The sequence below is a fragment of the Nonlabens xylanidelens genome, from assembly GCF_002934445.1.
Classification (GTDB): Bacteria; Bacteroidota; Bacteroidia; order Flavobacteriales; family Flavobacteriaceae; genus Nonlabens; species Nonlabens xylanidelens.
On the sequence record NZ_PTJE01000003.1, the window covers coordinates 231,976 to 249,946 of the forward strand.

Annotated in this window: 7 protein-coding genes; all 7 read right to left on the reverse strand. The window is 36.6% G+C overall.

Annotation, left to right across the window (positions count from 1 at the left end; all coding sequences use genetic code 11):
- Positions 1-54 precede the first annotated feature (54 nt).
- Positions 55-6,960 (reverse strand): T9SS-dependent choice-of-anchor J family protein, encoded by a 6,906-nt coding sequence (locus tag LY01_RS08435; RefSeq protein ID WP_104515405.1) that lies wholly within the window; start codon positions 6,958-6,960, stop codon positions 55-57.
- Positions 6,961-7,120: 160 nt separating this feature from the next.
- Positions 7,121-12,760: a T9SS-dependent choice-of-anchor J family protein gene (locus tag LY01_RS08440; RefSeq protein ID WP_104515406.1), complete on the reverse strand. Its 5,640-nt coding sequence runs from the start codon at positions 12,758-12,760 to the stop codon at positions 7,121-7,123.
- A 184-nt stretch (positions 12,761-12,944) separates the two neighbouring features.
- Entirely contained in the window at positions 12,945-13,751 is an 807-nt protein-coding gene (locus LY01_RS08445) for an enoyl-ACP reductase FabI (protein WP_104515407.1), read from the reverse strand.
- A gap of 30 nt (positions 13,752-13,781) precedes the next feature.
- Positions 13,782-15,461: a DNA repair protein RecN gene (gene recN / locus LY01_RS08450; RefSeq protein WP_104515408.1), complete on the reverse strand. Its 1,680-nt coding sequence runs from the start codon at positions 15,459-15,461 to the stop codon at positions 13,782-13,784.
- Between the two features lie 84 nt (positions 15,462-15,545).
- Complete coding sequence (gene porD, locus LY01_RS08455; RefSeq protein ID WP_104515409.1) at positions 15,546-16,448, reverse strand: type IX secretion system protein PorD; 903 nt, start codon at positions 16,446-16,448, stop codon at positions 15,546-15,548.
- Entirely contained in the window at positions 16,423-17,631 is a 1,209-nt protein-coding gene (coaBC, locus tag LY01_RS08460; RefSeq protein WP_104515410.1) for a bifunctional phosphopantothenoylcysteine decarboxylase/phosphopantothenate--cysteine ligase CoaBC, read from the reverse strand. Before coaBC ends, porD begins: the two co-directional genes overlap by 26 nt.
- Positions 17,632-17,643: 12 nt before the next feature.
- Complete coding sequence (locus LY01_RS08465; RefSeq protein ID WP_104515411.1) at positions 17,644-17,970, reverse strand: DNA-directed RNA polymerase subunit omega; 327 nt, start codon at positions 17,968-17,970, stop codon at positions 17,644-17,646.
- Between the last annotated feature and the right edge of the window lies 1 nt (position 17,971).

Consider the following 17,971-nt stretch of genomic DNA (forward strand, 5'->3'; position numbering starts at 1 on the left):
TAAAAAAAGGCCATTCTGTAAAGAATGGCCTTTTTATTATTTAAGTATAAGAATCTAATTTCTCAACACTTTCACCGTTTTGTTTTGCTCTCCAGATATTACCTCTATAAGATACATTCCAGAAGGGAAAGTAGATAAATCTATTCTAGTAGAAGTCGCATTAGGGTTTACAACTAATAGTTGTTGTCCTAACAGGTTTCTTACTACTAAACTATCAATAACTTGTTGACCATTAAAGTCAACTATATTATCTGTAGGGTTAGGATAATATGTGAAGTCTAAACCTTCTACATCATTAACACCAGCCGTACCATCTACAGTAAAGTTATCTACAAAGAAGTGAATATCTTCACCATCTGCCACAGTACCATTAGTAGCACGGAAACCAAATCTCACAACACCAGAATAAGCATTAAGAGGGAAAGTCTCTAATTGACCAGTTGCAGATACATTATCAGAAGCTTCAAAAGTTTCTATTATACTCCAAGTAACACCACCGTCTGTAGTAATCAAGAATTGAACCTGATCATCACTACCGAAGTTACTAGCAAATGTATCGTCAAACTCAGTTAACGCAACATCAAAACTAGCAGTAAATGAACCACCAGCAGCTCCTAAATCAATTTCTGGAGATACTAACCAGTCACCATCACCACCGTTGTTCCAAATATTGATACTTGCAGCTTGACCAAATACATTAGTTGGATCGTTTGCAAAATCAACATTAGTCCAATCACTATCTAAACCATTAGGACCGGTAGCTACATCTGTATTATCACCTTCTCCCCAACATACTCCAGGGAAAGTTGCAAAATCATTACCTGGTGCACCAGCAGTTGTTCCATAAGGCGCTACAAAAGCAACACAATCTGTAGAGAAGCTCTCTACTACTGACCAATCACTAAATAATCCACCACCACAGTCTGCACGAACATATACATCATACACTGTACTAGGAGATAGCGCGGTTACTGAATAAGGATTAGTAGTTACACTTGTACCACTACTTGTAGGCACTCCACTTCCTGAAGTTACAACAGCAACTTCCCAAGTTGTCGCATTACCATTTTCTGTCCAATCAACTATCGCAGAATCACCAGTGATAGCAGAAACAGAAACACCATCAGGAGCTAAACAGAAACTACCACAAGTTTGAATTCTCATTAAATCAACAGCAAAATCACCTTGGAAAGCAGTTTCATTACCAGGCTCTTCCGTACCAGTAATTTGGATATAGATCGTTTGACCTATTAAAGAAGAAGGTAACATTGCACCAACTTCGGCATAAGCATCAGTCTCAGCAGTTTGTAATTGACCAACATAAGAAAACACACTTGTAAATGGACCAGTAGCACTAGTACCATAAGCTACATCAAAAATAGTTTGATTTCCACCAAATGAATGAATGAATAAAGAAAGTTCTAATTCAGCATTTGCTCCAGTTGTTAAATTAATAGGAGGAGAAACGATAGATGCTGGACCTACATTTGTTGAAGATGTTTCAAAGAATAAATACCCTACTCCATCATGTGGACCACTAGGACCTGTACTACCTGAAGTTGTTGCACTTGTTCTACCAAAATTCCAATCACCACCTGTAGTACCTGTACCGACATCACCAGTCCACGCAGTAGCAATAGTATCAAAACTATCTTCCCAAACATATCCAGGAGCTCCTGTAGTACATGAAACTCCTTGTGGAGCAGCCGGGAACGTTCTCGCTGTTGTTGTATTACTAAGTGGGCTTATGTCCGTAGGACTACAAACTGCAGATACTCTTACTTCATAAGGAGAATTTGGAGTTAATCCACTAAGTATATAATTAGTATTACTCATAACACCAGTAACAGAAGTTGCCGTACCTGTACTAAAGTCAGGTGTTGCATATTCTACTATCCATTCCGTTTCTGATAAACCAGCATTCCATGATAAATCTAAGTTATCATCACCAGGAACATTAACTACAAGTCTAGTTGGATTAGGACATGATGGAATTAATTCATAATTAATATCATCTAAATAAATCGCATCAAATGTACTAGTCTGTATAGATCTAAAAGCAATATGTCCACCAGTTGTTGTAAGAGAATTAAAGTTTACAGTTTGCTCTTCATAAACATCGTCTGGCAAATCTGCATCTAAGAATGTTTGCACAACAGTAAAAGTTGTAAAATCATTAGGATCAGACATAACACCTACTTCTAAAGAACTATTATCTCTATCATAAGCAAAAAATCTAACACGTTTAGTAGCATCAAGATCAGAGAACTCTGGCATTACATAATAAACACCTGCAGAAGTATCATTACCATTATATAGATAAATGTGTTGATTACCACTATTAGCAATTAAATCCTCTACCTCCACTTCTGGCGGTGTTGTTGTCGCAGTTGTGATATCAAATACAGCATTATCACATACGAATAAACCATCTAATGGGTCTGACTCATAATCTGTAAAGTAAGGTGCCGTAAAAGGTAGACAATTAGTAGAAAACTGTAATGGCCCTATCCAATCACTTGATGCCGTAGCGTTACAAATAGTTCTATAATAGATTTCATACTCTGTACCTGGCATTAAAGAACTATCAGTAAAGGAAGTAGTCGCTACAGCTGTTCCAGCTGCAGTAGGCACTCCTGTACCATCAAGTTGTATAGCATATTCATAAGCACCTGCTGGTGTTCCTGCAGTATCAACAAAACTAAAGTCACCACCTGTGGTAGTTAAGTTAGTTACACTCATTGAATTTGGGTTAGAACAGAAATTACCACATGTTTCAATTCTCATAAAATCAAGAGCTAAATCTCCTGCAAAGCCACTATCTGAATCTGTACCTGTAATTTGAATGTGCACCGTACTACTTCCTAGAACTGAAGCTGGAAGCATTGCTCCAACTAAAAGAAAAGGATCAGCTTGCGCACCTTGTATTTGACCAGTAAAAGCAAATATAGGAGTAAAAGGACCAGTAGGTGAAGTACCTACCGCTACTTCTAACTCAGTAGGATCACCACCAAAACTATGAATGAAGAAAGAAAGTTCTGCTTCGTCTGTTGCATTAGTTAAATTGATTGCAGGAGAAACAATAGATCCTACACCAGTAGTTCCTGAAGTTTCAAAATAAACAAAACCAGCACCTTCTTGTTGTGCTAATGGACCTGTTCCAGTCGAGGTTGTAGTAACTCTACCAAAGTTCCAATCACCACCTGTAGTGCCTGTACCGACATCGCCTGTCCATCCAGCACTATTATCATCAAAAGTTTCTTCCCATGCAAAAGCACTATCATTATTAGGACATGAAACACCTTGTGGCGCGCCTGGAGCAGTAGTAAATGCTACTGGCCCAACCCAGTTAGAGAAGCCACCTGTTGCACAAACAGATCTTACATATACATCATAAGAAGTCGATGATGTAAGACCAGAAATAGCATTCATAGTATTATCTGCACTTGTTTGAATACCAAACACTCCTGAACCTTGAGTAAATCCAGAAATATCATACTCGTACTCCCAAGCCGTTGCCATTTCATTTTCTGTCCAACTTAAATTTGCTGAAATATCAGTTACCATATCTAATGTAACCGCAGAAACATTTGTACAATCTGGTATTGTTTCTACCAACACATCGTCAATAAAAATCTCCCATCCATCTTGACCAATTGTAGTAGGTACATGCCATGATAAATAAACAGTCCCGGTATAAGCAGATAAATCTATAACTTGCTCCACATAAGTAGTATTAGAATAAGTAGCTTGTGGTAAAATCACATTTGTAAGACCAGCTATATCCGGAGTTGTTGTTGATAATAGCACTTCAAAATCATCTGGCTCACTTGCACTTCTCACTCTATACTGGTAAACTAATCTTTCATTACCGGTTAAAGCAATTGCTGGAGAAATCAAATAATCATCATTATCACCTCCATTAAAATCGGTATCCATCATAGCTGATTGATCTCCTGAAAATGTATTAGCTGTATTATCTAAGTTCCATTCATCACCATCAGCATTTTCATTAATAACTGTCCAACATTGTTCACTACTACTAGTTGAATCAAAAGTTTCAAAAAATGGTAATCCAAACGTATCACATTGAGTTCTAACAGTTATAGGTCCTACCCATAAACTTTCATCCATAGCTCCACAAACCGTCTTCAAATAAGCAGAATAGAATGTTGCAGGAGACAAACCGGTTAATTGTGTGTTTAAAGTTGTTATACCGGATATTGTATTAATAAGTGTGGTTGCATCTCCTTGAACGTGTCCAAAAGTACCATACTCTACCTCATATCCTGCCTGAGCAAATGAATCATCCCAAGAAAGGTCTGCTGTTGTAGTTGCAGATAATGAGTTCTGAAAATTTTCAGGAGCGATACATGAAGGATTTAGTTCATAATTCACATCATCAATAAACATATCATCAAAAGCTCCATTAGGATTAAACTTAAATGCAATAAAGCCACCTGTGGTTGTTAATGAATTAAAATAAACTATTTTTTCTTCATAAACATCATCTGTTAGCTCAGCATCTGTAAAGGTTCGTAAAGAGTTAAATGTAGAAACATCAGAAGGATCTGTCATTGTACCTACTTCTAAACCACCATTATCTCTATCATTCACATTAAATCTTACCCTCTTATCAGAAGATAGATCTGAAAACTCTGGTAAAATGTAAAACAATTCTGCGGTAGCACCGCCTCCTTCACTAGACATAGTAATATGATTACTACCAGAAGCAGAAATAAAATCGTCTACTCTAACAAAAGCAGCCGTACCTGTCCCATTTGCAATAAAGTCATCACAATTATTTAAAGAATCAACAGCATCAGACTCATAGTCCGTAAAATAAGGAGCTGTCAATGCCACACAACGAGTTCTAAACTCAAATGGACCAACCCAGTTACTTGTACCATCAACTCCACAATTAGACCTTACATAAAATTCATAAATACTATCTGGAGATAATCCAGATGCATTATAAGGATTAGTTGTTGAAGAAGCTGCGATAATTGCAACTCCAGAATCTACTACAAAACCAACTGAACCTATTTCTAAATCCCAGTTAGTCGTTGATCCTAATTCCGACCAAGCTAAATCTGCTGAATTACTAGTTGATGAAAGAACATTTAAATCATAAGGATCTACACAAGGTGGAGATTCTAAAACTAATAAATTATCTATCGCCATATCACTAGTAAATGAAGTACCACGTGTACTTCTAAATATTACCTGAATATTTTGTGATGAAAATGCTGCAATAGGAATAATTACAGTTGTGAAAGGATCATCTTCATCTGTTTGTTGTTCTCCAGATAAAGTAAATACGGTAGTATCAACACCACCAGATCTAACTACGACATCCAACGTACCCATATCTGCACCATACATATGGTAGTCAAAACTAATTGCAGGAGTAGTAAGAGAAGTTAAGTCTATAGATGGAGAGATTAAATCAGTAACATCACCTGCCCCTCCTCTAGAAGCTTCAGTTATGAAATAATTTCCATTAGAAACACCAGGACCAGTAGAACCAGAACCTGTCACTGCTGTAGCTACAGCAACCCAACTATACGCAGAAGGACTATCTGCAGACCAGCAATTTTCTTCCTCAAAATTATCAGCAGCGGCTGGCGAGCCTGTAGCGCGTACTGTAAAACCAGTTTCAAAATCTTCACTAAATGGAGTTGTAAAAGCTAAGCACAAAGTAGAAAAAGATTCTTGAACCCAACTACTGTAATCTGGTTGTAAAGGATCACAAACCGCACGAATAAATACATCGTAATTTGAAGAATCTGCTAAAGCGTCAATTAAATGAGACGGGCTTGTAGGATTAGGAGAAACAGTCGTTCCTTGACCTGTACCAGGAGCAGTTATTGTACCTGCCAGAGCATATTCTACTTCCCATTCAGTTTCTGTACCACCTGCTGACCAAGAGATATCTAAAGACGAATCAGTAATAGTATTAGCCTGAATACCTGAAATAGCTGGACATGAAATTAACGTTGTTGTCATGTAAGGACCTTGCCAAAGACTAAAGTCTCCCATTCCACAGTCATATCTTACATAAAACGCATACTCTGTATCAGACATTAAGTTATCTACAGAAGCGAAAGTCCCAAAACTACCTGCTGCAGTTGTACCTGAAGGATCACCTTGATTAAATGGAGTTGGACCATAATTAACTTCATAATTAGGACTAGGATTCCCATTTGAATCCCAAGCAAACTGAACATTATTTGCCGTTTGAGTAATTGGTGAAAAATTAGAAGGAGAAGGACAAGATTCTGTAGTAGTAAAAGTCACAGGACCTACTGGATTACTAACATCTGAACCAGGTACACATACCGCTCTAATATAAACATCATAAGTACTTATACTACTTAAGCCAGTAATAGTAAATGGGTTTGTAGAAGCAGGAACAACCTGACCTCCTGATCCAGGAGTATAAGGGCTGATTCCATATTCTATTTCCCATTGAGTTTCTGAACCACCATTAGTCCAATCTATGATTGCCTCATTTGCGGTAACTCCTGAAAATCCAGGATTAACGATAACTGGACATGTAGGACAAGAAGCAGATCCAACAAAAATATCCATCATAGATACTTGTGCAATAGGAGTTTGATAAACCAATAAATCCTCAGAATCTATTAATTTAAATTCACCATCTCCAGAAAGATCTGGAGCACGGTAATCTATATCTATAGTAGACATATTGTTAACCGAAATAACATAAGTTTCGGTCACAGGATTACCTGTAGCACTGGCATTTAATACTCGATAGGTAGTTAAAACACCATCAATGGTGACATCAACTCCTGCGTTAGCGGTGGCATTATTCCCACTAACCCAATCATTACCAAAAAAATCTGTAACCTCTAACGTATAATTACACTGTGCTTGTGCATTAAATGAAAAGGTTAACAGAAATAAGGTAATTACAGTAACATAAATTTGTTTCATAATTATTATTTAAGGTTTTTTTTAAGAAGGCCCTTAAACTAAATAAATAAGTTCAATTAACCACCTTAATTGTTAATTTATCGTTAACCTGACTTTAATTTAGGTTAAAAAAAAAAGGATCACCGTTAAGTGACCCTTTTAAAATAAAGTTTAATTAGTACTACTCCTTAATAAATCTAAAAGTTTCAGTGGCTGTATCACCATTAATTTCAATTAGATATACACCAGAAGGTAGTTCCTGAACATTAATTTCTGCTCTATTATTTATTTCTCTAGACTTTATTAATTGTCCCACGAGATTGTAAATAGTCAGTTTTTTAACAGAAACATCAGCTTGCACATATAGTACTGTAGAAACTGGATTAGGATAGATTACAAATTCCGCTTTCGCGAAAGCGTCATTACTAGCAGTACCATCAATTTCAAAAACACCCACATGGAAATCATAATCTTCAGTGTCATCTATATCTCCATCACTAGCTAAGAATGCAAATTGAACTGTACCTGTATAAGAAGACAGATCAATAGTTGAGCTAGTTCCAGTAACAGCTGGTTGATTAGCTAGATTCCATGTCATTAAAGAACTCCATGTAACCCCATTATCTGTAGTTATTAATAGATCTACTTGATCATCAGACCCCATAGCATCAATATCATTTGCAGTAGAAGGACCTGTAAAGGAATAATCAGTAACCGCTACTTCTACAGTCAACACATCATTACTTGAACCAGACATATCAAATTGCTCTGAAATCAACCATTCTCTATCGACATTTTGCCATAGGTTTATAGTATTAGAAGGCACAGCTACACCAGCCGCATTTTCATAAGACCTTCCATCAGTCCAGTCAGAACTTCCTAATCCGATAGGACCGTCTACAATCTCACCGTCAATAGCCTCATCCCAACATTGATTAGGCACATTAGTTGTAAAGTCAGTAACGTATGGATACTGAGTAACAACATCACATAAAGTAGTAAAAGTTACTGGGCCAACCCAGTTTGAAAAATCACCTGATCCACAATCAGCTCTTACGTAAAGATCATAAGTAGTTTGTGCCGATAATCCAGAAATTACTTGTGGATTTGTAGAAGTAAGGTTTTCATAAACAGCACCAACTGTACCTTGAGCTACAGTTGCAGGTTGTACTTCAACTTGCCAAACTGTAGCAACACTTAAGGAAGTCCATGATGCATTTGCTGATGTAGAAGCTACTGCATCAACTACTAAACTTGTAGGCTCTAAACAAGAAGGAGGTGCAGAACAAGTATATAATGCTTCCCAACCTGCATTAGCTATAGAACCATCAGAAGTAAATCTAATAGTTATTGCGCCATCTGCATTATTAGCTCTAAAAGTAGCAGGACTTTCTAAATCATTAGTAAACGGAGTAGCTGTAACATCTATTCCATCAAAAACCTCTAACGTATCACAACAATTTTCTACATCTACCAAAGAAAAATCTAATGTTACTAGATCCCCAACATTATCAGGAAAATAAGTAATAGTGTAGCTCTCGTTATTTTGATAATTACCAGTTGAACCACCTGTATCATAAATAGTATCGCCACAAGCAGCAGTGGTTGTAAAACTCAAAGGTCCAGTAAATACACTTGTTCCACTACCACAGTCAGCTCGTACATAAAAGTCGTAAGCTGTGGCAGTAGACAACCCTGTAGCAAGATATGAAGTACTAGTAACTACATCAGTTGGAACACCTGTAGGAGTAATTCCTGCAGGAACAATCTCGACATCCCATGAAGATTCTCCACTTCCGCCAGAAATCCATGAAAAGTCTGCAGAATCGGATGTAATATTTGCCGCTGTTAAACCAGAAGGCTCTACACAAGCTGGTAAATCTTCAACAATAAATTCATCGATATACATGATCCAACCATCTGTACCATTAGGCGGTATTCTAAACGCTATATAAACATCACCAGTATAAGCAGATAAATTAATTACCTCTTCTTGATAAGTTGTATTCCCATACTGTGCTGTTGGTAATAATGTTACAGTAAAATCTGCAGCATCAGTTCCCGTAGTAGAAAGTAGCACTTCCATATCATTAGGTTCTCCAATAGATTGAGCTCTATACATATATCTTAACCTCTGAGCACCTGTTAGCGTTAGCGCTGGAGAAATTAAATAATCATCATCCACTCCACCATTAAAATCTGTATTAATAGAAGCCGCTTCGTCACCAGCTGCAGATGTTGCACTGTTAAGAATCCACTGATCACCATCTCCATTTTCATCTAGCACTGTCCAACATCCTTCTGTCGTACTAGTAGAATCAAAAGTTTCTGTAAACGGAACTGCAAAGGCATTACAAGCTGTCTGGAAATTACTTACCGCTGACCATGGACTAAAACCCCCTGAAGCACATGCTGATCTTATATAGAAATCATATGAAGTGTTATCAGTCAAACCACTTAAAGTGTAAGGATTTGTTGTTGCTGTAATTACAGTACCAGAACCTGGTATAAATCCTGGAGCACCATATTCAATTTCCCATGAAGTAGCAGTTCCTCTTTCTGTGAAAGCTATATCTACTGATGAAACTGTAAATCCAGAAGTATCAATCATTACCGGCTCGTCACAATCAGGAGTTATTTCAAAACGCACATTATCAATATACATTCTCCATCCATCTGTTGTTGTAGGAGGAATTCTCCATGCTACATAAACATCTCCTGTATAAGCTGAAAGATCGACGACCTCTTCAGCATATGCTTCGTTAGAATACAATGTAAGCGGCACTAACGTTGTAGTAAAATCTGCAGCAGCATTACCTGTAGTCGAAATTAAAACTTCCATTTCATTAGGTTCTCCATTTGATTGTACTCTATACTCATATCTAAGTCTATCAACACCTGTTAATGTAATAGCAGGTGAGATTAAATAATCATCATCTGCACCTCCATTGAAATCTGTATTCATTGCAGCCACCTGATCTCCTTCACTAGAATTAAACGCATAATTTAGATCCCATTGATCACCATCACCATTTTCATCCAATACTGTCCAACAATCTTGAGTTGAGCTAGTAGAATTAAAACCTTCAGTAAAAGGCACTGTGAATGCAACACAAGTAGTTCTTCCTGTAACAGGACCCAACCATATGCTTTCGTCCCCTACCGAGCAAACTGCTCTCAAATAGAAATCGTAAGGTGTATTTGCAACTAAACCAGTTACAGTTGCTGGGTTAGTTGTTACAGGAACTAAAGTACCTGAACCCTGAGCTGCCCCTTCATCTACATATTCTATCTCCCAAGCAGTTTCAGAACCACCGTTAGTCCAAGATAAACTTATACTATCAACAGTAGAAGAATCCACAGTAAGTCCTAAAGCTGCAGGACAAGATGGAGCTTCATCAATTGCAACGTTATCAATTGCTATGTCAGATTCAAAACTAGCTCCTCTTGTTGCTCTAAAAACAATTTGAAAAGTCTGACCTGAAAATGCACTTAACGCAACATTGAAATTAATATAAGGATCTGTATCCGCAAGTTGTTGCTCACCAGTTATTGTAGCAACTAGAGTCTCACTAGCTCCTGACTTTACCAAAATTTCTAAAGACCCTATATCAGATCCTGTCATATGATAATCAAAACTTAAAGCCGGAACAGTCAACGCGCTAGTATCAAAAGTTGCTGTAGCCAATTCTGCAATATCACCTGTGACTCCATTAGAACCCTCTGCATAAAAATAATTCCCTGTTGTAATAGATGGGGAAGGACCTGTATTTCCAGAAGCCGTAAGCGTTCCTGGTGCCGCAACCCATGCGTATCCGGAATTTATGGCAGAGTAACAATTTTCAGAATCAAAAGCTTCTCCTGCACCAGGAAAAGTACTTGTTGTAGTTGTAAAACCTGTTTCAAAATCTTCAGAATAAGGCGCTACAAAAGGATCACACTGAGTGCTTCCAGTTACAGCTCCTACTTGCGTACTTTCATCTCCAACACCACAAAAACCTGTGATATAAAAATCGTAAATAGAGTTTTGAGTTAAACCAGTTATCGTTACTGGATTTGTAGTAGAATTAACAACCGTCCCCATTCCTGGTGTGAAGCCAGTAATACCATACTCAATATTCCACTCTGTCTCAGAACCACCTGCGGTCCAAGATAGATCTGCTGTAGTATTAGTCGACCCATCAAAAGAAAAGTCAAAAGGCGCAGGACATGTAGGAGGCAAAGCACAGGTCACATCAGCTGTAAAACCAGCCAATTCTGTAAAACCACTTGATTGAAACACAAAAGTCAAGCAACCAGAAGGCAACTTACCTATTAATTGCATTCCCGCTAGATCACCTGTACCAGATCCATTATCCCAACACCATGTAGTCCCTCCTCCTGGAGGATTAATAGTAGCTGCAGTAGTGTCTGCACCATCGTAAATTGTCAAACTATCTGTACAACCAGTTGTAAAACCTGCTTGAACAACGAAAGTTAAGAAATCAACATAAGCCACATCACCAGCATTATCTGGACATACCGTATAAGTTATATTTTCATTTGAAGAATAATTACCAGTTAAACCACCGCTATCTATCAATTGATCACCATTACAATAATCTGCTGGTGTTAATAAACTATCACAAACTGGTGTAGACCTATCTGTAGGAGCACAAACTGCTATTACACAAATATCATATGATGTCCCAGAGGAAAGACCTGTTAACGTAAAAGGATTAGAAGTAGCAGTAACTAAAGTACTAATACCTGCGTCTGTAGTGTATTCTATTTCCCATTCTGTTTCTGTACCACCATTAGACCATGCAATATCAACACTAGTTTGATCAACATTACTAAAAGCTATTCCAGAAATATCTGGACATGATTGCAATGTAGAGGCAGTATAAGGACCTGCCCAACCGCTAAAGTCACCCATTCCACAATCTATTCTTACATAAAAATCGTAAGATGTATTTGAAGTCAAACCAGTTACTGATGCAAATGGAGCTGAAAAACCAAGAACAGTTGTCCCACCTGCTCCTTGCACATAAGGTGAAGGTGCGTACTCAATTTCATAATTGGCAGAAACGTTACCATTTGTATCCCAAGTAAACTGAACAGCATCTGCTGTCTGAGTTATAGGATTGAAAGCACTAGGTACTGGACAAGAGTCTGTAGTTGTAAAATTTAAAGGGCCCTGATTGCTACTTATATCGCCCATTCCACAATCAGCTCTTATATATACATCATAAGATGTGCTCGCAGATAATCCATCGATAGTCCAAGGATTTGTAGTTGCGTTATCAATAGTACCTGAACCTGGTGTAAAACCTACCGGTCCATATTCTACTTCCCAAGCTGTTTCTGTACCAGTTGCTGTCCATCCTATCTCTGCTCCTGTAGCAGTTAGATTATTAGAAGTTAACATGGTTACAGCAAAACATGTAGGACATGTAGCAGTTCCCACATAGATATCCATCATGGATGCTTGATTTATAGGAGAAGCATAAACCTCTATTCCCTCTGAATCAATAAATCTAAAACTACCATCTCCAGAAAAAGCTGTTGCTCTGTAATCTATATCGATTGCATCACCATCATTAACTGTTATGATATAATTCTCTACAGCTGGCGCACCACTAACTGCTGCTGGATCCATAACTAAATAAGTTGTAGTAATTCCTGCGATGGTTACATCAACTCCAGTATTTGCAGTTAAGTTTGCACCGGAGTCCCATTCGCTACCGAAATTATCGGTAAGTTCTAGTGTATAATCACATTGCGCCGTAGACACTGTTGTAATTAAAAACACTAATATTAATAGTAGTTTTTTTGTCATTTCGTTTTGGGTTAAATTATTGAGCTTCTAATGTAATGATTTTAGCATAATTAACATTAACTTAATAGTATATTTTAATGACTATATAATATTTTAACATTTACGCTTTCGCGAAAGCGTAAAAAACAAAAAAAAGCCTTATCATATGATAAGGCTTTTAATTATTTAAAATGAAATATTCTACTTAGAACTTTTCAATCACTTCTTGACTTACTCCAGTATTAGAAAAACCTCCATCATGGAAAAGATTTTGCATAGTAACTTTTTTAGTATAGTCAGAAAATAAAGTCATCGTATACTCAGCACAATCCTGTGCTGTAGCATTACCTAACGGACTCATTTTTTCTGCATAATTTATAAAACCATCAAATCCTTTTACACCACTACCGGCTGTCGTAGGTGTAGGTGATTGAGAGATAGTATTCACTCTTACCTTTTTATCTTTACCAAAGAAGTAACCAAAACTACGTGCAATAGATTCTAGATATGCCTTATTATCTGCCATATCATTATAATCAGGAAAAGTACGTTGCGCAGCCATGTAAGTCAGGGCTACAATACTACCCCACTCATTCATCGCGTCATTCTTATGTAACGTTTGCATAACCTTGTGAAAAGAAACAGCACTCACGTCCCATCCTTTTTCAGTGTATTTATAATTTTGATCTGTGTAAAGATTCCCTTTACGCACATTTACACTCATACCTATAGAGTGAAGGACAAAGTCTAATTTACCTCCTAATATCTCTACAGACTTATTTACTAAGTTTTCAAGATCTTCAATACTTGTCGCATCTGCAGGAATTATTTCACTTCCAGTTTTTTCAGCAAGTTCTTTAATTTGCCCCATACGCATAGCAACCGGCGCATTAGTAAGTACAAATGTAGCTCCTTCGTCATGAGCTAATTGTGCTGTTTTCCATGCTATAGAATTTTCATCTAAGGCACCGAATATGATTCCTCTTTTTCCTTTTAATAAATTGTAAGCCATAATTCTTGATTAGGTCGCAAATATATAAAACTAATTGAGTAGCGCACGAGCATTTTCTCTCGCAGCATCAGAAATTGTTCCACCACTTAACATCTGGGCTATCTCTTCTAATCTCGCCTCTTCATTAAGTCGTTGAATAGTACTCACGGTCTTATTATTTTCTGTTATTTTTTTTACGATTAAATGATCATTTCCTGATGCAGCTATTTGTGGTAAATGTGTAATTGCCATCACTTGCATTCCCTCACTCATAGATTTCATAATAACCGCCATCATAGTAGCTATAGAGCCACTGACACCGGTATCAATCTCATCAAATATTATAGTAGGTAATTTTTTGCATCTCGCAAGTATAGATTTAATAGCTAGCATTAACCTAGACAACTCTCCTCCAGACGCTGCTTTATCCAGCGACAATAACTGAGAACCTTTATTTGCAGTAAAAAGAAACTGTATTTGATCTATCCCTGTTTCTCCAAAAGTACCTAACAGCGTCATATCTACTTTAAATTGAGCATCTGGCATACCTAACGCCTTTACAACACTCAAAACTTCTTTTTCTAGAGCTGTTTTGTACTGACTTCTTTCCTTAGAAATTTCAGCCCCTAATTTTGTCAGATTTAATTCAGCATCATTTAATTTTTTTTCTTGCTGTTTGATTTTTTTATCAAGACCTTGTGAAACAAAGACTTTATCTGCAAGCTCATCTCTAAGATCTTTTAAAGAATCTACCGTATCTACTTGGTGTTTTCTATACAGGTCTTCTAATAATCGTATAGAATTATTAATTTGAATTAAACGTTCTGGATCTGCCTCTATCTTATCGGCCTCTACAGAAGATTCTTGATATATATCTTCTAGCTCTAAAAGAACTGAAGAAAGACGCTCCTTTAAAGAAGAATACACTGTAGAGTATTCACTTATTTTTGAAAAATTATTTTGCAAATGCCTTAATTGATCTAACATTCCTAGATCATCTTCAGAAATCGTGTTGTTGAATTCTGTAAAAACCTCAGTAATATTCTCTACATTACTCAACTGCTCATTCTCTTCTTCTAGAGCTTTTTGATCTAATTGATCTAAGCCAGCCTCTTCTAATTCTGATAATAAGAAATTATTGTAATCTAACTCTTTAGAAAACTGAGCTTCCTGACCCTGTAATTTCTTAAGCTCTTTCTTTGCTTTATTATAAACAAGTAATTCCTCCTTATAACTACTGAATATTTGGGATGCAGGCTTTTTTGAATCCTTTGTATTTTCAATAAGAAAAGCGTTCAACACCTCTATTTGAAAAGTATCCTTAGAAAGCTGTAATGTCTGGTGCTGAGAATGAATATCTATAAGACGCTTACCTATATTATTCATAACAGAAAGTGTCACAGGAGTGTCGTTGATAAACGCTCTACTTTTACCAGAAGGTAAAATCTCTCTACGCAAAAAACTTAAATTTTCATAATCCAGATCTACTTCTTCAAACAAATGCTTTAATTGTAAATCAGAAATATCAAACTGAGCCTCTACAACACATTTACGCGAGGTATCTCTTATCGCACTTAAATCTGCACGGTTACCTAATATCAATCCTAATGCACCTAACAAAATTGATTTACCTGCACCAGTTTCTCCAGTAATCATGGTAAGACCATTTTGAAGATCTAATTCTAGTGAGTCGATCAGTGCAAAATTCTCTATTTGAATATGTTTAAGCAATTTGTATACAGCTATTTAAGCAGTTAAAGAACTACTAGTTTATAAAACATAAATCTAGGTAAAAAGAAGGAAGTAAAAAAGAGGTTACACCTTAATATTGCGCCATTTTGAAGACTGGTTAGGCGCTAGTTTTTGTAGTGAGGTTTTTATATCTCTTATATCTACCGCCGGCCCTGAAGAATAAATACTCATTATCTCGTCTGCCTTTGCGTCAAAAAACGTGCGTTGCAATAAACTATTAGGCCTACGACTGTGCAATTCCTCAAATTGCATGATGTATTTCTTTAATAAGATCTTACCACTTTTAGAGTCTTTTGAAAAAGCATCTAACCCTTTAATATGATAATCATACATTACATCTCTATACTCCTTATAGGTATCTGAAAGCATATCATCATTAAGCCTAAACCTACTAAGAAGTCCATCACTAGCTTTCCAACCAGCTACTCCTTGTGAGCCTTGAGCTAGATTTACTATAGTCTGCGCTTGCTCGTGAAATTCTTGCCCACCTCTTTTTTCAAAAGTATCAGCATCTATACCTAAAGTAGTATAAGCATAAAAAGAAATAAGCGATATTAAATTATTCTCAAATTGATTTGCGTTGTAAAAAAACGGAGCATATTCTACATACTCAAAGGCGATATCATTATCCTTAAAATTGAATATAGGGGTCGTATAAGAAGAATTATAAACTGGTCTAGAGACAGATATTTGAAAATTACCACTGAATCTATCGTTATCATAATTAGTAACAACAAAAACTAGAGAAGCATTAATTTTTTCAATCTCCTTAAATTTTTGATCTGTCCACTTTGTATTATTTAAAAACTCTTGCATTGAAGTTTCTAAAGTCGTAAAAATAGTTTGATTAGGCTGTGCCACATTCTGCGCATTTACCTGTACAGTAAAATTAAGTTCTTGAGCATTTACAGTTGACACTGCACAAAATAAAACAAGAAAACTATAAAATCTTTTTAATAATTTCATCTACGATATCTTTTGCTACTTCGGTTTTCGGTTTAGTCTCAAATCTTGAAACATTTTTATTCTTATCTATAATCGCAATTTTATTAGTGTCTACACCAAATCCAGCACCTTTATCTCTCATAGAGTTTAATACTAGTAAATCGGTTTGCTTCTTTTCCGCTTTCGCGAAAGCGTGCTCTAATTCATTCTCTGTTTCTAAAGCAAAACCTACTAAAAATGGTTTTTGAGTCATAGCTCCAACACTAGCTAAAATATCTGGATTCTTGACTAACTCAATAGTTAACGTATTAGACTTCTTTTTTATTTTTTGATCAACAGGATTTGCTGGTCTATAATCTGCTACAGCCGCACTAAATATAGCAACATCTGTAGTAGCAACCATGGAGTGTACTGCATCATACATTTGCTGTGCACTTTTAACGTCTACTCTATCTATGAGTTCATGATCTGTCTTAACATGACTAGGCCCCATAATTAATTTAACCGACGCACCTCGATTTGCTAATTCTAACGCAATTGCAGCGCCCATTTTACCACTACTATGATTACCTATAAAACGTACAGGATCGATAGGCTCATATGTTGGACCAGCTGTAATTAGGCAAACTTTATCTTTTAATGGTAATTTACTAGAAATCTCTTTTTCAACAAAACTAACGATCTCTTCTGGCTCTGCCATACGGCCTTTACCAGACAAACCACTAGCTAGCTCTCCATCACCTGCAGGAATCATAAGATTACCGTAAGCGTTGAGTTGATCAAAATTATTTTGTGTAGAAGGATGTTTATACATGTCCAGATCCATTGCTGGAGCATAATAAACAGGACATTTTGCACTACAGTAAACTGCTAGCAACAAATTATCTATAGTGCCATTTACCATTTTACTCATGGTATTTGCGGTAGCAGGCGCTATAATCATTAAGTCAGCCCAGAGACCTAATTCTACATGATTATTCCACGTATCATTATCATCTTCTTGATTTGTAAAATGACTTAAAACAGGGTTTTTAGAGAGAGTAGATAAAGTAAGTGGTGTCACAAACTCTCTGGCAGCTGGTGTCATAACCACCTTAACAGCAGCGCCCGCTTTAACAAGCAGGCGCACTAGATAAGTAGTTTTATAAGCAGCTATACCACCGGTTACACCTAGCAATACATTCTTACCACTTAATACAGACATAATTTTATTAAATTAACTTTCAGTAGAACTTGTGTCTCTAAAATAGATTTTACCTTCTAACCATTCTTCAACTGCGATAGCAGCAGGTTTAGGTAAACGCTCATAAAATTTAGAAACTTCTATTTGTTCTTTATTTTCAAAAACCTCTTCTAGAGAGTCGTTGTAAGTAGCAAATTCTTCTAGTTTTTCAACAAGTTCTTCTCTTACATCAGTATTGATCTGTTCCGCACGTTTTGCGATAATAGAAATCGCCTCATACATATTACCTGTTGGAGCAGTTAATGCATCACGGTTATAAGTAATAGTCGTGTTAGGAGCTGTTAGGTTTTTAGTATCCATT